General features: G+C 57.7%; 19 protein-coding genes. All 19 read left to right on the plus strand.

Annotated elements, in window-relative coordinates:
- Nucleotides 1–130 precede the first annotated feature (130 nt).
- The 19 genes from BLW02_RS06600 (at nt 131) to BLW02_RS06690 (ending at nt 20448) form a co-directional block, all read left to right on the plus strand.
- Entirely contained in the window at nt 131–1069 is a 939-nt protein-coding gene (locus BLW02_RS06600) for a WxcM-like domain-containing protein (RefSeq protein ID WP_092697575.1), read from the plus strand.
- Nucleotides 1066–2172 (plus strand): DegT/DnrJ/EryC1/StrS family aminotransferase, encoded by a 1107-nt coding sequence (locus BLW02_RS06605; protein WP_092697576.1) that lies wholly within the window; start codon nt 1066–1068, stop codon nt 2170–2172. The genes BLW02_RS06600 and BLW02_RS06605 overlap by 4 nt, the downstream gene beginning before the upstream one ends.
- Nucleotides 2165–3670 carry an O-antigen translocase gene (locus tag BLW02_RS06610; protein ID WP_092697577.1) on the plus strand — a complete coding sequence of 502 codons (1506 nt, stop codon included), beginning with the start codon at nt 2165–2167 and terminating at the stop codon, nt 3668–3670. The genes BLW02_RS06605 and BLW02_RS06610 overlap by 8 nt, the downstream gene beginning before the upstream one ends.
- A 207-nt stretch (nt 3671–3877) precedes the next feature.
- Nucleotides 3878–4945, plus strand: coding sequence for a glycosyltransferase (locus BLW02_RS19595; RefSeq protein WP_139285335.1), 1068 nt, complete (start codon nt 3878–3880; stop codon nt 4943–4945).
- A gap of 3 nt (nt 4946–4948) precedes the next feature.
- Entirely contained in the window at nt 4949–6061 is a 1113-nt protein-coding gene (locus tag BLW02_RS06620; protein WP_159433771.1) for an EpsG family protein, read from the plus strand.
- The gene (locus BLW02_RS06625) at nt 6062–6865 is read left to right on the plus strand and encodes a glycosyltransferase (RefSeq protein WP_092697580.1); all 804 of its coding nucleotides are present in this window, start codon (nt 6062–6064) and stop codon (nt 6863–6865) included.
- A gap of 62 nt (nt 6866–6927) precedes the next feature.
- Nucleotides 6928–7872 (plus strand): glycosyltransferase, encoded by a 945-nt coding sequence (locus BLW02_RS06630; protein WP_092697581.1) that lies wholly within the window; start codon nt 6928–6930, stop codon nt 7870–7872.
- Complete coding sequence (locus BLW02_RS06635; protein ID WP_092697582.1) at nt 7869–8837, plus strand: UDP-glucose 4-epimerase family protein; 969 nt, start codon at nt 7869–7871, stop codon at nt 8835–8837. Before BLW02_RS06630 ends, BLW02_RS06635 begins: the two co-directional genes overlap by 4 nt.
- Nucleotides 8821–9381, plus strand: a complete 561-nt coding sequence (locus tag BLW02_RS06640; RefSeq protein WP_092697682.1) for a sugar transferase — start codon at nt 8821–8823, stop codon at nt 9379–9381. Before BLW02_RS06635 ends, BLW02_RS06640 begins: the two co-directional genes overlap by 17 nt.
- 13 nt (nt 9382–9394) lie before the next feature.
- Nucleotides 9395–9970 carry a PglD-related sugar-binding protein gene (locus tag BLW02_RS06645; RefSeq protein WP_092697583.1) on the plus strand — a complete coding sequence of 192 codons (576 nt, stop codon included), beginning with the start codon at nt 9395–9397 and terminating at the stop codon, nt 9968–9970.
- Nucleotides 9971–9981: 11 nt separating this feature from the next.
- Nucleotides 9982–11997, plus strand: a complete 2016-nt coding sequence (locus tag BLW02_RS06650; RefSeq protein ID WP_092697584.1) for a polysaccharide biosynthesis protein — start codon at nt 9982–9984, stop codon at nt 11995–11997.
- Nucleotides 11998–12000: 3 nt separating this feature from the next.
- Entirely contained in the window at nt 12001–13140 is a 1140-nt protein-coding gene (locus BLW02_RS06655) for a GumC domain-containing protein (protein WP_092697585.1), read from the plus strand.
- A gap of 60 nt (nt 13141–13200) precedes the next feature.
- A complete protein-coding gene (gene argB, locus BLW02_RS06660) occupies nt 13201–14109 on the plus strand; it encodes an acetylglutamate kinase (RefSeq protein WP_092697586.1) in 909 nt (302 codons plus the stop codon).
- Nucleotides 14110–14264: 155 nt separating this feature from the next.
- Nucleotides 14265–14957: a response regulator transcription factor gene (locus BLW02_RS06665; RefSeq protein WP_092697587.1), complete on the plus strand. Its 693-nt coding sequence runs from the start codon at nt 14265–14267 to the stop codon at nt 14955–14957.
- 38 nt (nt 14958–14995) lie between these two features.
- A complete protein-coding gene (locus tag BLW02_RS06670) occupies nt 14996–16441 on the plus strand; it encodes a sensor histidine kinase (protein ID WP_092697588.1) in 1446 nt (481 codons plus the stop codon).
- Nucleotides 16442–16623: 182 nt separating this feature from the next.
- On the plus strand, nt 16624–17292 hold the full coding sequence (slmA, locus tag BLW02_RS06675; RefSeq protein ID WP_092697589.1) for a nucleoid occlusion factor SlmA: 669 nt from the start codon (nt 16624–16626) through the stop codon (nt 17290–17292).
- 170 nt (nt 17293–17462) lie between these two features.
- Nucleotides 17463–18167 carry a TetR/AcrR family transcriptional regulator gene (locus tag BLW02_RS06680; RefSeq protein WP_092697590.1) on the plus strand — a complete coding sequence of 235 codons (705 nt, stop codon included), beginning with the start codon at nt 17463–17465 and terminating at the stop codon, nt 18165–18167.
- Between the two features lie 4 nt (nt 18168–18171).
- Nucleotides 18172–19968: an acyl-CoA dehydrogenase C-terminal domain-containing protein gene (locus tag BLW02_RS06685; protein ID WP_092697591.1), complete on the plus strand. Its 1797-nt coding sequence runs from the start codon at nt 18172–18174 to the stop codon at nt 19966–19968.
- 45 nt (nt 19969–20013) lie between these two features.
- Entirely contained in the window at nt 20014–20448 is a 435-nt protein-coding gene (locus tag BLW02_RS06690) for a DUF2147 domain-containing protein (protein WP_092697592.1), read from the plus strand.
- The last annotated feature ends 110 nt before the right edge of the window (nt 20449–20558 follow it).

The raw sequence follows: 20558 nt of genomic DNA on the forward strand, positions 1-20558 counted from the left end.
TATATGAAAGATGCGTGGAGAAAATAACGATGAGAAAAAGCGCTGACTGCTATAGGGTACGTGTAAGAGGCTATTAAAAATATAGTGAATTACTCAACCCCGTCAATTACCAGAATGCTTGAAAAACCTCATGACTCAACCCTATATTAACCCGCTGTCAGATGTTAAATCCTCTTCCATAGGTTCGGGTACGCGTCTTTGGCAGTTTGTCATTGTCCTGCCTGGCGCTCAGATTGGGAGAAACTGCAATATCTGCTCCCACTGCTTGATCGAAAACGACGTGGTGATCGGTGACGGCGTCACTGTCAAGAGCGGCGTGCAATTGTGGGATGGCTTGCGAGTCGGAAATGATGTGTTCATCGGCCCCAATGCCTCGTTTACCAATGACAGGTTTCCTCGCAGCCAACAAAAACCGGAGAAATTTCTCGTCACCACCATCCACGATGGCGCGTCTATAGGGGCGGGCGCTGTCATCCTGCCTGGCGTCGTCATCGGCCGCAAGGCCATGGTGGCTGCGGGTGCCGTGGTCACCCGGTCTGTACCACCCAATGCTGTGGTGGTGGGTAACCCAGCCAAGATCGTGGGTTATGTGGATGCAGCACGTAGTGATGTTTTGGACGTGGCAGCGACAAAGCATAAAGTGGGAGCAACTGCAACCAGCGTGACGGGGGTCAACCTACACCGCATGCCACGGGTGGCTGACATTCGTGGCAGCCTGACGGTAGGTGAGTTCGACCGCAGTATTCCGTTTACCGCCAAACGCTACTTCATGGTGTTCGACGTGCCGAGCATGGAAACGCGTGGCGAGCATGCGCACCGCGCATGTCACCAGTTTTTGATTTGTGTGCGCGGTAGTTGCGCAGTAGTAGCAGACGACGGAACCAATCGCCAAGAGTTTCTATTGGATCGACCTGATATAGGTATCCACCTGCCGCCCATGGTGTGGGGTATTCAATATAAGTATTCGCCAGATGCCGTCCTGCTGGTCTTTGCATCCCACTACTACGACAACGCAGACTACATCCGCGATTATTCAGAATTTCTTCAGCTTGCAGGAGCCTCAACATGATTCCATTTCTTGACCTGAAAGCCCCTTACCTGGAACTCAAGCAGGAGCTGGACGAAGCCATTGCGCGCGTCGTCAGCTCCGGTTGGTTTATTGGCGGCGAAGAGGTAGATCAGTTCGAGGCGGAGTACGCCACATACTGTGGCGCTGCGCATGCGGTCGGCGTGGCCAACGGCCTGGATGCCCTGCACTTGGCGTTGCGCGCCATGGATGTTGGGCCGGGCGACGAAGTCATCGTGCCCAGTAATACTTACATCGCCACCTGGTTGGCCGTCAGCCAGTGCGGTGCCACGCCTGTTCCGGTCGAGCCCGATGCTCGCTCCTACAACATTGCCTCGGCGCTGATTGAAGCGGCCATCACCCCGCGTACCAAGGTCATCCTGCCCGTACACCTGTACGGCCAGCCGGCCGACATGGACCCCATCCTGGCGCTTGCGCGCAAGCACGGTCTGCGCGTGCTTGAAGACGGAGCGCAGGCCCACGGCGCGCGCTACAAGGGCCGGCGCCTAGGCGCGCACGGGGATGCGGTCGCTTGGAGCTTCTACCCCGGAAAGAACCTGGGCGCCATGGGCGACGGCGGCGCGGTGACGACCAACGACCCGCAAATTGCCGACCGCCTGCGCGTGCTGCGCAACTATGGCTCGCGCGTGAAGTACGTCAACGAAATACAAGGCTATAACAGTCGGCTCGACCCGCTGCAAGCCGCCATCTTGCGCGTCAAGCTGGCGCATCTGGATGCGTGGAATGCCCGGCGTCGCGCCATTGCTCAGCTTTACCAGGATGGCCTGACGGGCAGCAAACTAACCTTGCCTCACGTTCCAGCGTGGGCGGAACCTGTGTGGCACCTGTATGTGGTACAGCACCCGAAGCGCGACGCGCTGCAGCAGGCGCTGACCGATGCTGGTGTGGGCACGCTGATTCATTACCCCATTCCGCCGCACTTGCAACAGGCCTATGCGCAGGTGGGTTGGCGGGCGGATGCATTTCCACTGGCCCACCGAATGGCAAACGAAGTCCTGAGTCTGCCCATGGGACCACATATGCCAACAACTCAAGGTAGTCAGGTGCTCTCTGCACTTCTTCGCAGCGTTGGAGCTGATGACTGAAGCCAAATCTTATCGCCAGATACTGCGGTCGTCATACATCATCGGCGGAGCGTCAGTACTGAACATTCTGGTGGGGCTGGCGCGCACCAAGGCTGCAGCCATCCTGCTTGGACCATCAGGCGTAGGCCTAATTGGTATTTTTCAGAGCCTGATGGCCACTGCCGCCTCTGTCGCAGGCTTGGGCTTCGGCAACGTAGGCACTCGGCAAATTGCCGAAGCTGAAGGGCAACAGGATACGCAAGCGGTGGCGGCTGCGCGACGTGCGTTGTTCCTGGGGACCTTAGCCTTGGCCGTGATCGGCGCAGCGATATTTTGGGCTGCACGCGATGTCTTGGCCGTCCGGGTGCTTGGTAGTGCAATTTTTGCCACCCCGGTTGGCTGGCTGGCGCTGGGCGTGGCGCTGATGGTGGCGGCAGGTTCTCAGAGCGCGCTGCTCAATGGTCTGCGCCGTATTGGAGACATCGCCCGCGTGAGCGTGATCTCCGCGTTGTGCTCCACAGTGCTAGGCGTTACAGCGCTACTGCTGTGGGGACAAAACGGCGTACTGGTTTTTGTGCTGACAACGCCGTTGTGCACTTTTGTGGTGGGGCATTGGTACGTTGCACGACTACCCAAAGTAAGTGCTCCGCCCACACCTTGGCCTGCGCTGGTTGGACAGTGGCGCACATTGGCAAGATTGGGGGCCGCTTTCATGTTGGCTGGACTGGTAGCCACCCTGACGCAACTCCTGGTGCGCACCATGTTGCAACGCCAGTTGGGAACGGAAGCGCTAGGAAACTTCCAAGCCGCGTGGCAAATTTCGATGACGTATCTGGGTTTTGTGCTCACCGCCATGGGCACGGATTACTACCCACGTCTCACCGCCTCCATCCATGACCATGCCTCCACTAATCAAATGGTGAACGAACAAACTGAAGTGGCCTTGCTGCTTGGGGGGGGCGTGCTGCTGGCAATGATGGGCCTGACACCATGGGTTATTGAACTGCTTTATTCCAGCCACTTTCATGAGGCTGCTGGCGTATTGCGTTGGCAAATCATTGGGGACGTGCTCAAAGTGGTTAGTTGGCCATTGGGCTTCATCCTCTTGGCCTCTGGTGATGGGCGATCCTTTCTTATCACTGAGTCCATTGGTTTTGGTATCTTCACGGCGTTGACTTGGCTGGGTTTGCGTTTTTTTGGTGTTCAGGCCACAGGCATTGCTTTTGTGGGTATGTATCTCGTGTATCTGCCTATGGTCTATTGGTTGGCACGGTACAAAACAGGATTTCGATGGACCGCAGGAATCTGGTGGTACACCGGAGTGCTCGTATTTTTATGCGCCCTTTTGAAGGGTATATCGATGTGGTCTCAATTTGCCAGCGCAATTTTTGGCTTGCTGGCTGCCATATGTTGGGCTCTTCACGCGCTGGCTCGTCTTTCTCAAATAAATGCTTTAAGCGGACCTATATCTAAAATGCGCGCCCGAATATCAGGACGGAAAAATGATGCGATTGATTAATATAAGGCAATGCAAATTGTGATTATTTTTCGAATGGGAAGATATTCTGATTTAATCGAAATTCATATTGTGGGTAATATGGACTTTTTGCCTGAGAGCTGTTTGTGACGGATGGTGGCGACATCAAGCGCTCATGTTGATGGCATCTATTTTTCAAGACGCTTTGCATTAATGATTTTAATAATATGAATTCATAAGAGAAGAATTATGAGAATTTTATTGCTGGGTGAGTATAGCGGGCTTTATACAAATCTGAGGGATGGGCTAAGGAAGCTGGGGCATGAGGCTGTCATCGCCGCTGGAGGAGACGGATGGAAGAAAATTACTTCAGACATACGTTTTGATACAGATGTTTCACCAATTATAAATAAGATGGCGAAGAATATATTGCCATTCTTTAAGCTGGGGCAATTGAGTGGTTTTGACGTGGTTCAGATCATCAATCCGCTTGTTCTTTATCGAAATTTCGGAATCAATAGAACGTTTCTCCAGTTCATTTTGAAAAACAATAACAAAATATTTCTTTCGGCTGCAGGGGATGATTCTTTTTATACCGCTGCGGTTGATTCGCAGAAATTCAGATACGCTCCTTTGCAAGATTACCTGAAATTTGATTTGCGTGGCCGAAGTTTTCCATATGGCGAATCGGCAGTTATTGAGTGGAATAAGGAGCTTGCCAGTCGCGTTGATGGAATTATTCCAATTGCATATGAATATGCTGAAGCCTATCGTGATCACAAAAATGTCAAAACGACTGTGCCGATGCCAATAAACGTAGAAAAAATAAAATATGTAGAAAACGAGCTAGATGAAAGAGTTGTTTTTTATCATGGTATTAATAGGCCGGGATTTAAAGGCACTCGACATATCATGAAAGCGTTCGACGCGCTACGTAATTTGCATGCAGATAGTGCGGAATTCATCATCGGAAATAGTACTCCATATCTTGAATACTTGGAAATCATAAAAAAAACCAATGTAATTATAGATCAGACAAGTTCATATTCCTGTGCAATGAATGCACTCATTTCAATGGCAATGGGGAAGGTCGTAATGGGCGGAAATGAGCCAGAGTCAATGCGAGAGTTGAATCAGGAGCGTAGCCCGGCAATTAATATCCTGCCAGACGAAAAATGCATCATCTCTGAGGTTGAATCTTTGCTGGATCAAAGAACAATTATTCCAGAGCTCGGGTACAAGTCGAGAGTTTTTATTGAGAAAAATCACGACTACATAGATGTGGCGCAGAAGTACTTAAAAATCTGGAATGCTTGAATTGTGTTGTGGTTTGCTTACGTTATTTTTCTGACTTTATTTTTATCTTCCGGCTTCTTTAAGCTGAAGCGGGGGCGGCTCGCATTTTTAATATTTTCCATTGCTTTTCTTACCTTCCTGGCGGGAGGGAGAATGGATTATGGTGTCGATTATGATGAGTATCGAAAAATATTTGAAGATGTTCCTTGCTTAAATGAATTTTTCGGCTCGGATGCATTGACTGATATTCATGGAGAGTATTTTTTTCTACTTCTATGTTCCGTATTAAAGTCAATAGGGTTGAGTTTTGAAGGGTTTTCGTTGGTTTTCGCACTTTTGAGTGTATTTATTACCGTCTATGCTTTTAATAAGTTTGGGTGGGGCGTTACTGTTGCTGTGTTGCTGTATTTTAGTCATAACTATTTCCTGAAGGAAATGGGGCAAATAAGAAACGGCTTATCTTCAGCTATCTTGCTAATGGCTTTTTATTATCTTAAAAATTTTGAAAATAAAAAATATTTTTTCTCTGTAGTGCTTGCATCGCTTATACATTCTGCTGCATTGGTTTTTCTTCTTGCGCATTTTATAATCAAGCGGAGTTTTTATTCTCTTTTTGCATTGCTGGCATTTGCCTTTGTTTTGGGTTTTGTCGGTTGGTTGGATATGGCTCTTGGTTTGGTGGGTCAATATTTGCCTGAAAGATTGAGTGACTATATTGGAACGGATTACTACAGTAATATAGGGTTGAGTAATCCGCAAACTGTTAAGCAGATGGCTTTTTGCATTTTGTTTTTTTTGATTTTTGACGAATTTTCGAAAAACAAAAAAATCTCAAATGACATGGCTGTAGTTAGTTTGGGGTACACGGTAAAAATATATATGGCATCTGTATTTTTTTTGCTTATATTTGTTGAGTTTGATTTGCTTGCCAGAAGAATGGCCTCTTATTTTGCGATTGTGGAGCCAATAATAATGGCTCAATGTCTTTATTTGTTTGCCGCCATAGGGGAGCGGCGACGCTATTTCCTGTTGATGGCGTTTGTTTTTTTGTATGCGACGGTATCAATCTTCTTTAACGTCTCTTTTCGAGAGGGGTTCGATGGAGTTTATAAAAATTGGATGCTTGAGGGGGTGTAAATGCCAAGTCCACGGGTAAGTGTTTTGATGGCGGTGAATCGTCTCGACGGATTTTTGGATGATGCAATAAACAGCATACTGGCGCAATCTTTCCGAGATTTTGAATTTATTATTGTGGCAAATAATTGCGATGATAATTTATTTGAATATCTTCATAAATTTATTGATTCTAGAATTAGACTGTTTAGAATATCTTTGGGTGGTTTGGCTAATGCCTTGAACTTTGGTATTTGCCAAGCGAAAGGAATATATATAGCGAGAATGGATGCCGATGATATATCGCTTGAAAATAGGTTGCAGGCTCAATATGATTTTATGGAGAAAAATCCGTCCGTCGTTCTTGTTGGATGTGATAGTGTTTTAATTGATGAGCGCGGAGAATTGCTGGCGCAGAAGTTCAAATTTTATGGGGACAATGCTTCCATCAGAAAAAATCTTCCTATTAGAAATACTATTCTGCATCCGGCAATAATGGCAAAAACCTCCTTGCTGTTGCAGATGGGGGGGTATAAATATGGGCATATGTCGGAAGATCATGAGTTATTTATAAGAATTTCTCGCAATAAGGAAAATCTATTTCATAATTTGAATGAAATTCTTTTTTGTTATCGTCGGCATTCTGGGCAAATTACTGATATATCGCGTGCGCGGAAGAATTTTTGTGAAATAAGCGGATTTTTATTTACTGAATTTCTGTTGACTTTTAATTTTAAATATATTTTTGGAATGTGTGTTGTGTCGCCGCTTGGGAGGCGTTTTTTGAATTTAAGCAGAAGGATGAAACTACTTTTTCTGAGATGTTGAATGTTGTTGATTTTTATTGGAGTTGTGAATATTTTTAATGTGGTGTGGATTTTGGGGGTATTATGCGGTGCGAAGCTGACCGGGAATTAAATGTCCTGCCTTCAGTGGCGGTTTGTCTGGCGGCATTTAATGGAATGGATTTCCTGGCGCAGCAGTTGACATCCATTCTTCAGCAAAAAAGGGTTGCTGTCACGATTTTTATTAGCGTGGATAAATCAACGGATGATACTGAGAATTGGGTTGAGTTGATGGCTAAAGAGCACTCAAATATCATAATTCTTCCTCATGGAGAAATTTTTGGTGGTGCTGCGAAAAACTTCTTCCGCCTGCTTCGTGATGTGAATTTTTTTGCTTTCGATTTCATCGCTTTCTCTGACCAAGATGATATATGGTTGCCAGAAAAACTTTTCCGAGCGCACGAGGTGTTATTGAAGATTGATGCAGATGCATACTCTAGCAATGTCACTGCGTTCTGGCCAGATGGCAGTCAGCATTTGATTGCAAAGAATCAGGCGCAAGTTCAATGGGATTTTCTATTTGAGGCTGCGGGGCCGGGTTGTACCTATGTTATGCGAAAAGAGTTGGTATATGCTATTCAAGCGCTAATAAAAACCCGTTGGACTGATGTCCAGAAAGTGGGGCTGCACGATTGGTTTTTCTATGCGTTTGCCCGTTCTAATGGCTATCGATGGATTATTGATGATTGCGCTGGAATGTTATATAGGCAGCACGAGAATAATCAGGTGGGCGTTAACTCTGGGTTCAAAGCCTTTTTTCACCGGGCACGTAAGGTATCAAATGGCTGGGGGCTGGCTCAGTCAGCCTTGATCTCTGAATTGGTTGGATTGGGTAATAATCCGTTCGTCAAGCGGTGGTCAGGGGGCAGCAGAGCCGGCTTGTTGTGGCTTGCCTTTCACGCCTGGCAATGTAGAAGGCGTGTGCGTGACAAAATATTATTTTTCTTGTCGTGCATTGCATTGTGTTTAGTGGGAAGCCGCCCCCAATGAACCAGCAGCAGCGGTTAGTGGTCACCGGCGCCAATGGTTTTGTGGGTCGGGCCTTGTGCGCTGGCGCGGTGGCACGTGGTTCTACCGTGCGCGGCATTACCCGTTCCACTTACGATTTGCCCTACGGCAGTGAAAACTTTGTGGTTGGCAATATGAATGAACGCACCGATTGGCGGGGAGCGCTTGAGGATTCAAAAGTTATCATGCATCTTGCTGCCCGCGTGCATGTAATGGCTGATACGGCGGAAAATCCACTGGATGAGTTTCGCCGCGTTAATGTACTAGGCACTTTGAATCTGGCTCGGCAGGCCGCTGCGGCTGGCGTGCAGCGTTTTGTATTTATCAGCTCTGTTAAGGTCAATGGTGAATCAACGCAGCCGGACCATCCGTTCAGGGCAGATGATGTATCTGCACCGCTGGATGCTTATGGCATCTCCAAGATGGAGGCCGAGCAGGGTCTGCGGGAGATCGCCTCTCAAACAGGAATGGAGGTGGTCATCATCCGTCCGCCTTTGGTCTACGGCCCTGGTGTCAAAGCCAACTTTGCTGCCATGATGCGCTGGCTCAAGCGCGGCGTACCCTTGCCGCTGGGTGCCATCCACAATCAGCGCAGTCTGGTGGCCCTGGATAATCTGGTTGATTTGATCTTGACCTGCCTCACGCATCCCGCAGCAGCCAATCAAACCTTTCTGGTATCTGATGGTGAGGATGTTTCCACCACCGAGCTGTTACGCCGAATGGGTCGGGCGATGGGCAAGCCGGCGCGCTTGCTGCCTGTGCCGGCCAGTTGGCTGCAAGTGGCGGCAGCCCTGGTGGGCAAGCGGGATGTGGCGCAGCGCTTGTGTGACTCTTTGCAGGTGGATATTGAAAAGACGCGCCAGCTATTGGGGTGGAGCCCGCCTCTTACACTGGACCAAGGTTTGAAGAAGGCAGCAGAAGGGTGTGGGCGTGAAGCGGTTATTTGATTTGCTGCTGGCTTTGGTAGCCGCCGTGATTTTGGTGGTTCCGGTATTGCTGGTGGCTATGGCGGTCCGCCTGACATCTTCTGGTCCTGCCCTGTACTGGTCCGACCGCGTTGGGCGTCACAACAGGATTTTCAAGATGCCCAAGTTCCGCAGCATGCGCGTGGGCACGCCCGCCGTGGCCACGCACCTGTTGGCCGACCCCAAGGCGCATCTCACGCCGATTGGCAGTTTTTTGCGCAAGAGCAGTCTGGACGAATTGCCCCAACTCTGGAGCATTCTGGTGGGTGACATGAGTTTTGTCGGCCCCAGGCCTGCGTTGTTTAATCAGCATGACCTGATTGAACTGCGCACGCAGTTGGGTGTGCATGCATTGGTGCCGGGGCTCACGGGCTGGGCGCAAATCAATGGGCGCGACGAATTGCCCATACCCAACAAGGTGAAGCTGGATGTGGAGTATCTGCAGCGCCAGTCGCTGTGGTTTGATATGCGCATCCTGTGGCTGACTTTCGTGAAGGTCATTCGACGCGACGGAATCACCCATTGATGGAATGGCTGTAATGAAACGTTTGTTGATCGTGGGTGCCGGTGGCCATGGCCGTTCGGTGGCCGAGGCGGTGCTGGCCGGTGGTGTCTTCAAGTTGGCGGGCTTCGTGGACGATGCGGCGCCTGGTTTGCGCCAGGTGTGGGATTGGCCGGTATTCGGCAGCACGGTGGAGCTGGATCGGTGCCGCCAACATGCAGATACCGCCATCGTGGCCATAGGCAACAACCGCTTGCGCGAGGAACTGCACCACAGGCTGGGTGCCGCCGGTTTCGAGCTGGCTACGGTGATTCACCCCCAGGCCATGGTGTCGCCCCGGGCGCGCATTGGCGTTGGCAGTGCCGTCATGGCCGGTGCCATTGTCGGCACCGAAGCACAGTTGGGCACTGGCGTCATCGTCAATTGCGGTGCGGTGGTAGACCACCATTGCCAGGTGGAAGATTTTGGCCATTTGGGTGTGAAGGCGGGCATGGCGGGCGGTTCGGTCTTGGGGCATGGCGCCTGGATGCAGGCGGGGGCTGTGCTGGGCTATGGGGTCAGGGTGGTAGCCGGGGTGGTGTTGCACCCCGGTCAGGCTGTGGCCGAAAAATAAGAAGTCGAGAAATGCCATTTCATAAATTCATAGCGACGCCCTTGCTGGCGCTGCCGCGCCCCGCCAAACGGCTGGTGGTGGTAGCGATCGATCTGGTGTTGTCATTGCTTTCGGTCTGGGTTGCGTTCTATTTGCGCGTCGACCAGACGGGTCTGCCGCAAGCGCAGCAAAAGTATGTTTACCTGCTGGCGCCCTTGCTGGCGTTTCCCCTGTTTGTGCGCTTTGGGCTGTACCGCGCCATTTTTCGTTACACCGGCATGGCGGCGCTGTTCACTACAGCCAAGGCCGTGGGGGTCTATGCGGTACTGTTTTTTACCGCTCTGCTGGTGTTGAAGTGGGACGGGGTGCCGCGCAGCTTGGGCCTGATTCAGCCGCTGATCTTTTTGCTGCTGGTCGGGGGCAGCCGGGCGATTGCGCGCTATTGGCTGGCGGGTGGCTCCCGCAAGGCGCGCCATGCCCAGGGCCGCTTGCTGATCTACGGGGCCGGCGATGCGGGGGTGCAAACAGCGTACGCGTTGGGCCTGGCGCACCAGTTTGTGCTGCTGGGTTTTATCGACGATGACAAGGCCAAGGCGGGGCGCAGCATCAACGGCGTTGACGTCATTGCGCCTGACGAGGTGGCCGATGCCGTGGAGCGCATGGGCGTTACCGATATCTTGCTGGCCATGCCATCGCTCGACCGCGCGCGCCGCAATGAAATCGTTGCCATGTTGCGTGGGTTGCATGTGCACGTGCGCAGCCTGCCCGGCATGGGCGACCTGGCATCGGGCCGGGTGACGGTTCAGGATTTTCAGGAGCTCGATGTCGAAGACCTTTTGGGGCGCCCGCCCGTACCGCCCGATTCGACCTTGCTGGCCAAGAACCTGGCCCACAAGGTCGTGCTGGTGACTGGTGCTGGCGGCAGCATCGGCAGCGAGCTGTGCCGCCAGATCATTCAAGAGAAACCGCGCCAGCTGGTGCTGGTGGAGCACAACGAGTTTGGCCTTTACTCCATCCACCGCGAGCTGGAAGGTCTGTGCACCGAGCATGCGTTGCGGGTGGAGCTGGTTCCGCTGCTGGCCAGCGTGGGCAATTTTGGGCGCCTGAAGGAAATTTGCCACCTGTACCGGCCCGCCACCGTGTACCACGCGGCCGCCTACAAGCATGTGCCGCTGGTGGAGAGCAATCCGTCCGAGGGGGTATTGAACAATGTGTTCGGCACCCTGAACATGGCCCGCGCGGCCATGGAAAGCGAAGTAGCCCACTTTGTGCTGGTGTCCACCGACAAGGCCGTGCGTCCCACCAACGTGATGGGGGCCACCAAGCGCATGGCCGAACTGGTGCTGCAGGCGTTGTCGGCCAGCGGCTCGGTGGTGTTTCACCTGCCCGACGGATCGCTCAGCCCCGAGGTTCGCAACCGCACCCTGTTTTCCATGGTGCGCTTCGGCAATGTGCTGGGCAGCAGCGGCAGCGTGGTGCCCCTGTTTCGCAAACAATTGCGCGATGGCGGCCCGTTGACGGTAACGCACGCGGAAGTCACCCGGTATTTCATGACCATTCCCGAGGCCGCCCAGCTGGTGCTGCAGGCCGGCGCCATGGCGCGCGGCGGTGATGTGTTTTTGCTGGACATGGGGCAGCCGGTGAAGATCATGGACTTGGCACGGCGCATGGTGGAGCTGTCAGGCATGACGGTGTGCGACGAAGACCATCCTGGCGGCGACATCGAAATCCGCATCACCGGCCTGCGGCCCGGAGAGAAGCTCTATGAGGAGCTGCTCATTAGCGATAATCCCGAAGGCACCGCCCACGCGCGCATCATGAAGGCGCATGAAGACTTCCTGCCCTGGCCGCAACTGGCACCGGTACTGGTGGAAATGCGGCACGCCGCCATACAGAGCGATCAGGAAACCATGAGAAGCATCCTGCTGCAACTGGTGCATGGATACAGCCCCGAGTCCTTGAGGGCATCCACCACGGAGAAAGCAAACGGGGCGGCCCCGCAACGGCACACACCCTGTACATCGGCTCAACTGAATATTTTGGAGTGAAGAATGCGTAAAAAAGTCGTGGCCGTGTTGGTTGCCATAGTGGTGGGTGCGGGTGTTGGGGCGGCTCTGGGCTATGGCCCGCTGCTGCGCTACAAATCCGAAGGCGTGCTCAGCATGGAAATCGGTACGGCGGAATACAAGCGATTCGCGGAATTGGCCGTGGACGGGCACACGATGCAGCAATATGTCGGCGTGGTGCCGCCGCCGGGGCTGGAGCCATCCCAGGTCGAGAAACTGGTACGTGACATGCCGCGAGGCGAATGGCTCATGCCCGTGCCCAAGGTCAGCAAGGTGGATGCCAAGCAGCTGCCGGATATTCTGCTGCAGGTCGAACAAGAGCGTGAAAAGGCGCTTCTCAGCAGGGATGGCGCCAAGGCATCGGTTTACCTGGGCGTGCAGTTGGGCTATTCGGCACCCGACCCCCGTCAAGCCGCCGATGTGGCGGGCTGGCTGGGGGCGTATTTCAAGGACGTGGCCACGCGCGAAACGGTGCGCGAGCTGGTCTCCCGCTGGGCGGCGGACAACCGCCAGTTCTCCGACCGCGCGCTGGAGCGCAAGCTCAAGTACGAGTTTGACATCGAGCAGGCGCAGAACCGCGTGGCGGCGTTGAAGAAGATCATGGCCAGTTATCCCGACGCAGCGCGGCGCGAAAGCCAGCAAGTGGTGGACGTGCGCAAGGACAACGAGAAGTTCATGTCGCCCGTGGCGCAGTTGGTGGGTACAGAGTCTGAAATGATCGATATCCGCGAAAAGCTCCAGCGACTCGGTCGCGAAATGGAGCAACAGGCGTTTGCCAAGGCGCTCATCACCGACGCACAGGCAGAGCTGGGCAAGGCGCGCAGCGGCAGCGAGAGCGTACTGAAGCTGGCCGATGTGATCGTGCGGTTTTCCAAGGAGGCCAACACCGAGGCGCAGCGGGAAAAGCTGTCTTCGCTGGCGGCAGACATGTCGTCCATCAGCGCGCGTTTCCTGTCGCAAGCGCAGTTCATCGCCCAGCCGTCCGTGCCCAGCCGGCCGGAGCGTCCGCGCCCGCTGATGGTGATTGCGCTGGCGGCCGTGCTGGCGGGTGTGCTGGCTGCCTTGTTCGCCTGGCGCGATGCGCTGGTGCAGCTGCTGCGCGAGCCCCAGGGCCCCAAGGCCTGACGGACCCCATGGATGCGGCACAATTTGTGCCTCATTGTTTTCACCGAATGGCCCGCTTCCATGACCGACCCTTCCCCCGATCCCGACCTGTCCCACATCGGCCCGCGCGACAAGGCTGAAATCCTGGCGCAGGCGCTGCCCTATATCCGCAAGTTCCATGGCAAGACCATGGTCATCAAGTACGGCGGCAACGCCATGACCGACCCCGACCTGCAGGCCGACTTTGCCGAAGACGTGGTGCTGCTCAAGCTCGTGGGCATGAACCCGGTGGTGGTGCACGGGGGCGGCCCGCAGATCGAGACGGCGCTCAACCGCCTGGGCAAGAAGGGCCATTTCATCCAGGGCATGCGCGTGACCGACGCCGAAACCATGGAAGTGGTGGAGTGGGTGCTGGCCGGCGAGGTGCAGCAGGATATCGTGGGCCTGATCAACCAGGCCGGCGGCAAGGCCGTGGGCCTGACCGGGCGCGATGGCGGCATGATCCGCGCGCAAAAACTCAAGATGGTGGACAGCAAGGACCCGAGCATCGAGCACGACGTGGGCCAGGTGGGCGACATCGTGTCCATCGACCCCAGCGTGGTCAAGGCCCTGCAGGACGATGCGTTCATCCCCGTCATCAGCCCGATCGGCTTTGGCGAAAACAACGAGAGCTACAACATCAATGCCGATGTGGTGGCCAGCAAGCTGGCCACGGTGCTGCAGGCCGAAAAGCTCATGCTGCTGACCAACACCCCCGGCGTGCTGGACAAGGCGGGCCAGCTGCTCACCGACCTCACCGCGCGCGAGATCGATGCCCTGTTTGCCGACGGCACCATTTCGGGCGGCATGCTGCCCAAGATTGCGGGGGCGCTGGATGCCGCCCGGGCCGGCGTGAATGCCGTGCACATCATCGACGGCCGCGTGCCGCACGCCATGCTGCTGGAAATCCTGACCGATCAGGCCTACGGCACCATGATCCGCAGTCATTGAGATGCTCCCCCTGAGTCGCCTTTGGCGCCTTCCCCCTCTCCTTCGGGAGGGGGACGCACCCGGTGGCCTGGCAAAGCCAGTTCCACGGGTGCACTGGCCTTGGCCGCGCCAGTTGCTGGGGCCGGGAGCCGTGCGCGGCCCGGTGGAGCATTGACATGCGCTTGCTGCTGGTCGAAGACGACGTCATGGTGGCCAGCGGCATCAAGCTGGGGCTCACCGATGCCGGCTACGCGGTCGACTGGGTGGGCAGTGGCGAGCGCGCCGAAGAGGTGCTGCGCACCGAGTCTTTCGATGCGGCCATCATCGACATCGGCCTGCCCGCCATGGACGGGCTGGAGCTGACCCGCCGCCTGCGCCGCCCCGGCATGGCCAGCCCCGCGATGCCGGTGCTGATTCTCACGGCCCGCGATGCCCTGCACGACCGGGTGCAGGGGCTCGATTGGGGCGCGGACGATTACATGGTCAAGCCCTTCGAATTGCCCGAGCTGCTGGCGCGTTTGCGCGCCCTGCTGCGCCGCTCACAGGCCGCCACCACGGCGGTGCTGAGCTTTGGCCCGCTGGCGCTGGACACGGCCGGGCGCCGCGCCAGCATCCGGACTGACGATGCCGAACAGGTGATCGATCTCGGCCCGCGTGAATGGACGGTGCTGGAATACCTGCTCATCCATGCCCCCAAGCCGGCCAGCAAGGACAAGCTGCTGCAGGCGCTGACCGGCTGGGACAAGGAGATCACGCCCAACGCCGTCGAGGTCTATGTGTCGCGGCTGCGCGGCAAGCTGGAGCCGCATGGCGTGGCCCTGCGCTCGATTCGCGGCTTTGGCTACCGGCTGGAATTGCACGCGCAGTAAACCCGGGCTCCACCATGCAGCGGCCCCGACTTCGCGCGATGACTTCCGATCTGCGCAACCGGCTGTTGATACTGCTGGTGCTGCCCCTGCTGGCGCTGGCGCTGGTGGGGGTCTGGCTCGACTACCGCTCGGCGGACGAGGCCGCAGCGCGGCACGACCAGCGCCTGCTGCGCCTGCTGCCGGCGCTGGCCGATTCCGTGCTGGCTCCGCCCATCCGCGACAGCGAACCGCCCTTGCTGCTGCTGGCGCCGCCGGTGGAGGATTTTTTGCGCCAGCACCCAGGCTACGCGGCCTACAGCGTGCGCGACACCTCCGGCCGTCTGTTGCTGGGCGACGCCTGGGTGCAGCCTGCCGTGCCCACCACGCAGGCGCCCGAGTTCCACAGCCTGGAATATGGTGGCGTCACCTACCGCGTGGCGGTGCAGCGCGGGCGCACGGGGGCTGGCGAGCTGGTGGTGGCGCTGGCCGATGGGTCCGATCCGCGCCAGCAATGGGCGCAGCAGCTGCTGCTGCGGGTGTTGCTGCCCAACCTGGTGCTGGTGGGCGCTGCGGGGCTGGCCATTCACTGGGCGGTGCGCCGGGCCTTCAAGCCGCTGGTGGACCTGGCCGACGCAGTGGAGCGCCGTTCGCCGCGCGACCTGAGCCCGATCGATGAAGCCGCATCGCCCGCCGAGGTGCGGCCCCTGGTGCACTCGCTGAATCGCCTGTTTGCCTTGGTGAACGCGCAGGCCGAAGGACAGCGCCGCTTTGTGGCCGATGCGGCCCACCAGCTGCGCACACCGCTGGCCGGCCTGCAGGCCCAGGTGGAGGCATGGGCCATGATGGCCCGCGCCTCCGTGCCGGCACCCCTGCCGTTGAATTTTGATAAAAAGCACCCGCCAGCGCAGGATGGGCAGGCGCCAGGCGCTATTGTTCTAGGCGTTGAGCAGATCGAAAAGCTGCGCCACGCCACGCGCCGCACCTCGCAGCTGGCGCACCAGTTGCTGGCGCTGTCGCGGGCCGACGCGCGCAGCCTGGATGCCCAGCCGTCCCAGCGCGTGGACCTGAAGGACCTGTGCGAAGCCCTGCTCGAATCCTTTCTTGATGCCGCCACCGGCAAGGGGCTGGATTTGGGGCTCGATGTGCAGTCTGCGCATGTCGCCGGCCATGACTGGTTGCTGCGCGAGCTGCTCTCCAATCTGGTGGACAACGCCATCAAGTACACGCCGGCTGGCGGTGTGGTCACCATTCGCTGCGGCGTGCGCCATGCCATGGGGCTGCACCGGGTGTTCCTGCAGGTGGAAGACGATGGCCCCGGTGTCCCCGAGGCCGAGCGCGGGCGGGTGATGCAGCGCTTTTACCGCGTGCCCGGCTCGGTGGGCGAGGGCACTGGCCTGGGGCTCGCCATTGCCGATGAGATTGCCCGCGTGCACCATGCGACGCTGACCCTGGGGGCCGGCGCTCAAGGGCGTGGGCTGGTGGTCACGGTGGTGTTTCCGCCCTAGCCGCCAGTTGCCGGCGCCTGAATGGCTGCGCTGCCGCGCCTGCCGGCACCGTGGAATGCCTGTGCGAGAATCATTTCCATACATGATTTACGCACTTGCCCACCCCATGGATTGCCTGCCTTGCGCGCCCCGGTACGTGGGTTGCGTGCACGGGGCCGGTGCCTCCACTTCTTGTTTGCTGCATGTCTGAACCATCGCCCACCTCCGAGCCAGTCAGCGCTGCCGATGCGGGCGACGGCACCGCTGTGCGCAAGCGGCCCAAGCCCGGCGAGCGCCGGGCGCAGATCCTGCAGGCGCTGGCCGGGATGCTGGAGCAGCCCGGGGCCGAGCGCATCACCACGGCGGCGCTGGCGGCGCGCCTGTCGGTCAGCGAGGCGGCCCTGTACCGCCATTTCGCCAGCAAGGCGCAGATGTTCGAGGGCCTGATCGATTTCATCGAGCAGACCGTGTTCACGCGGGTGGCGCAGATCGTCGGGCGCGACCTGGCCGATGGTGGGCAAGCCATTGAAGGCGGTGCCCACCAGGCGGCGCGCGTGGTGGCGCTGCTGCTGCAGTTTGGCGAGCGCAATCCGGGCCTGGTGCGGGTGATGGTGGGCGATGCGCTGGTGCTGGAGCACGAGCGCCTGCAACAGCGCATGAACCAGTTCTTCGAGCGCATCGAATCCTCGCTGCGCCAGTGCCTGCGCGCGGCAGCGGGCACGGCGAACTCCGCCACGCCCACGGTGGACGCCCAGGTGGCGGCCAGTGTGCTGACGGCCTTCACGCTGGGCCGCTTGCAGCGCTATGCCCGTTCGGGTTTTCGGCGGTTGCCAACCGAGCATCTGGACGCTAGTCTTGCGCTGATGCTGTGACGGCATAGGCCGGCAGCCGCAACTTGGCCGCCTCTGGCGGCCACATCGGACAGTGGCGGCCGGTGGCGTGCGAACAACGCCCGCAAAAATAAGCCCAAATCTTTGATGGGGCTTTGGACGCAGCATCAAAAATGCTGCAAAATAGAACGAACGTTCGTTTTATTTTGCATATGCCCTCACCTACCAACTCCCGTCAGGCCACCCGTATCCCGCGCGTTGCCGGCGGCACGGGCCGCGCCCTGCAAAAAGGCCAGCAAACCAAGGCCGTCATCGTGGAGGCCGCCCTGGGGCTGGCCACCCACATTGGCCTGGAAGGGTTGTCGATTGGTGCGCTGGCGGATATCACCGGCATGAGCAAGTCGGGTGTCTTTGCCCATTTCGGCTCGCGCGAAGAGTTGCAGATCTCGGTCATCCGCGAATACCACACCCGCTTCGAGCAAGAGGTGTTCTACCCGGCTATGAGCGCACCGCGCGGCGTGCCACGCCTGCGGGCCCTGTTCGACAACTGGATGAAGCGCACTTCGATCGAGATCGACTCGGGCTGCATCTACATCAGCGGCGCCATCGAGTTTGGCGACCGTACCGGGCTGGTGCGCGATGCGCTGGTCAATTCGGTGCGCACCTGGCTGGCTGCCATGCAGCGCGCCATCGAACACTGCAAGGAGCTGGGCCAGCTGCGCGACGAGGTGAGTCCCGAACAGATGCTGTTTGAAATCCACGGCCTCATCCTGGCGCTGCACTACGAAGCGCGTTTTCTGCAAACCCCGGGGGCCATCGATCGCGCCATCACGGGGTTCAACAACATTCTGGCCCGCTGCAGCCAACCGGCTGCGGCCAAGGGTCGCCCCGTTTCCACCCAAACCCCCAAGGAGTAAACCCATGCCTACCTACACGCCGCCCCTGCGCGACATGCAATTCGTCATGCACGAAGTGCTCAAGGTCAGTGATGAATTGAAGGCGCTGCCGCCGCATGCCGACGTGGATGCGGACACCATCAACGCCGTGCTCGAAGAAGGCGGCAAGTTTGCGGCCGAGGTGGCTTTTCCGATCAACATCAGCGGCGACACCGAAGGCTGCACGCTCGACAAGACCACCCATGCAGTGACCACGCCCCAGGGCTTCAAGGAAGCCTACGCCAAGTACGTCGAAGGCGGCTGGGCGGCACTCTCCTGCGACCCCGCGTACGGCGGCCAGGGCCTGCCGTTCGTGGTGAACCAGTGCTTCTACGAGATGATGAACTCGGCCAACCAGGCCTGGACCATGTACCCCGGCCTCTCGCACGGCGCCTATGAGTGCCTGCACGCCCACGGCACCGAAGAGCAAAAGAAGATCTACCTGCCCAAGCTGACCAGCGGCGAGTGGACCGGCACCATGTGCCTGACCGAACCCCACTGCGGCACCGACCTGGGCCTGCTGCGCACCAAGGCCGAACCCCAGGCCGATGGCACCTACAGGATCACCGGCGCCAAGATCTTCATCTCGGCCGGCGAGCACGACATGACCAGCAACATCGTGCACCTGGTGCTGGCCCGCCTGCCCGATGCGCCCGCGGGCAGCAAGGGCATCAGCCTGTTCGTGGTGCCCAAGTTCAAGGTGAATGCCGACGGCAGCCTGGGCGAGCGCAACGCGATTTACTGCGGCGGCCTGGAGCACAAGATGGGCATCCATGGCAACGCCACGGCGCAGATCGTGATCGACGGCGCCACCGGCACCCTGGTGGGCCAGCCGCACAAGGGCCTGGCCGCCATGTTCGTGATGATGAACGCCGCCCGCCTGGGCGTTGGCAACCAGTCGCTGGGTTTGACCGAAGTAGCCTTTCAGAACGCGCTGGCCTACGCCAAGGACCGCATTCAGATGCGCAGCCTCTCGGGCACCAAGGCCAAGGACAAGCCGGCCGACCCCATCATCGTGCACCCCGACGTGCGCAAGATGCTGCTCACCGCCAAGGCCTACGCCGAAGGCGCCCGTGCGCTGCAGTGCTTCTGCGCCGTGCTGCTGGACAAGGAACTGAGCCACCCCGATGAGAAGGTGCGCAAGGACTCCGGCGAAATGCTGGCCCTGCTGACCCCCATCGTCAAGGCCTTCATCACCGACAACGGCTTTGAAGCCACCGTGATGTGCCAGCAGGTCTTTGGCGGCCACGGCTACATCAAGGAATGGGGCATGGAGCAGCATGTGCGCGATGCGCGCATCAACATGATCTACGAAGGCACCAACACCATTCAGTCGCTGGACCTGCTGGGCCGCAAGATCCTGGGCAACAACGGCGCCTCGCTCAAGAAGTTTGGCAAGCTGGTGGGCCAGCTGGTGGAGGAAGAGGGCGTCAACGAAAAGATGGCCGAGTTCATCAACCCCATCGCCTACCTCGGCGACCAGATGACCAAGTTCACCACCGAGATCGGTTTCAAGGGCCTGCAGAACCCTGACGAAGTGGGCGCCGCCGCCGTGGACTACCTGCGCGTGGCCGGCCACCTGGTGTTTGGCTATTTCTTCGCCCGCATGGCCCAGGTGGCACTGCGCGAAATCGCCGCCGGCAACACCGACCCGTTCTATGGCGCCAAGCTGCAGACCGCACGCTTTTACTTCGCCAAGCTGTTCCCCGAGACCGCCACGCTCATGCGTACGGCGCGTGCGGGCAGCCAGGTGCTGATGGACACCGACCTGGCCCTGGCCTGACCGGCAGGTGGGGCGGATTTCAAGCCTTTTTGCAATGGAGCCTCTATGTATAAAGCGGTAGCAGCTATTGTGTTGGTAGCGTCTGCGGTGCCCGCATGGGCGCAGATGACGCCCGAGGGCCTGTGGCGCAACATCGACGACAAGACCGGTGAGGCCAAGGCGGAAATCCGCATCCGTGACAACGGTGGCGCACTGTCTGGCGTGCTCGAAAAGCGCCTGACCAAGGATGCCAAGCCCGACGAAGTCTGCAAGGAGTGCAGCGACGACCGCAAGGATAAGCCGCTGCAGGGCCTGGAGATCATCCGCAACGCCAAGAAGGCCGAGGACAAGGATGTGTGGGAGGGCGGCAAGATTCTCGACCCCGAGAACGGCCGCAACTACACGCTGCGCCTGACGCCCATCGAGGGCGGCAAAAAACTCGAAGTGCGCGGCTCCATCGGCCCCTTTGGTCGCACGCAGACCTGGATCCGGGTGCAGTAAACGCCCACGCTCTTAACCCCCGCTCGCCCTGAGCTTGTCGAAGGGCCTGGATGCAACCCCTCGCCACGGCTTCGACAAGCTCAGCCCGAACGGAATTGAAACTCATCAAA

The organism is Acidovorax soli, from assembly GCF_900107605.1.
GTDB classification, from domain to species: domain Bacteria; phylum Pseudomonadota; class Gammaproteobacteria; order Burkholderiales; family Burkholderiaceae_C; genus Acidovorax; species Acidovorax soli.

Bases quoted from the DNA above. Each gene is read 5' to 3' on its own strand.
- argB (WP_092697586.1), top strand. From the start codon at position 13,201: ATGACCGACCCTTCCCCCGATCCCGACCTGTCCCACATCGGCCCGCGC.
- BLW02_RS06680 (WP_092697590.1), top strand. From the start codon at position 17,463: ATGCCCTCACCTACCAACTCCCGTCAGGCCACCCGTATCCCGCGCGTT.
- BLW02_RS19595 (WP_139285335.1), top strand. From the start codon at position 3,878: ATGAGAATTTTATTGCTGGGTGAGTATAGCGGGCTTTATACAAATCTG.
- BLW02_RS06665 (WP_092697587.1), top strand. From the start codon at position 14,265: ATGCGCTTGCTGCTGGTCGAAGACGACGTCATGGTGGCCAGCGGCATC.
- BLW02_RS06630 (WP_092697581.1), top strand. From the start codon at position 6,928: ATGCGGTGCGAAGCTGACCGGGAATTAAATGTCCTGCCTTCAGTGGCG.
- BLW02_RS06600 (WP_092697575.1), top strand. From the start codon at position 131: ATGACTCAACCCTATATTAACCCGCTGTCAGATGTTAAATCCTCTTCC.
- BLW02_RS06635 (WP_092697582.1), top strand. From the start codon at position 7,869: ATGAACCAGCAGCAGCGGTTAGTGGTCACCGGCGCCAATGGTTTTGTG.
- BLW02_RS06605 (WP_092697576.1), top strand. From the start codon at position 1,066: ATGATTCCATTTCTTGACCTGAAAGCCCCTTACCTGGAACTCAAGCAG.
- BLW02_RS06670 (WP_092697588.1), top strand. From the start codon at position 14,996: ATGACTTCCGATCTGCGCAACCGGCTGTTGATACTGCTGGTGCTGCCC.
- slmA (WP_092697589.1), top strand. From the start codon at position 16,624: ATGTCTGAACCATCGCCCACCTCCGAGCCAGTCAGCGCTGCCGATGCG.
- BLW02_RS06655 (WP_092697585.1), top strand. From the start codon at position 12,001: ATGCGTAAAAAAGTCGTGGCCGTGTTGGTTGCCATAGTGGTGGGTGCG.
- BLW02_RS06625 (WP_092697580.1), top strand. From the start codon at position 6,062: ATGCCAAGTCCACGGGTAAGTGTTTTGATGGCGGTGAATCGTCTCGAC.
- BLW02_RS06685 (WP_092697591.1), top strand. From the start codon at position 18,172: ATGCCTACCTACACGCCGCCCCTGCGCGACATGCAATTCGTCATGCAC.
- BLW02_RS06610 (WP_092697577.1), top strand. From the start codon at position 2,165: ATGACTGAAGCCAAATCTTATCGCCAGATACTGCGGTCGTCATACATC.
- BLW02_RS06645 (WP_092697583.1), top strand. From the start codon at position 9,395: ATGAAACGTTTGTTGATCGTGGGTGCCGGTGGCCATGGCCGTTCGGTG.
- BLW02_RS06690 (WP_092697592.1), top strand. From the start codon at position 20,014: ATGTATAAAGCGGTAGCAGCTATTGTGTTGGTAGCGTCTGCGGTGCCC.
- BLW02_RS06650 (WP_092697584.1), top strand. From the start codon at position 9,982: ATGCCATTTCATAAATTCATAGCGACGCCCTTGCTGGCGCTGCCGCGC.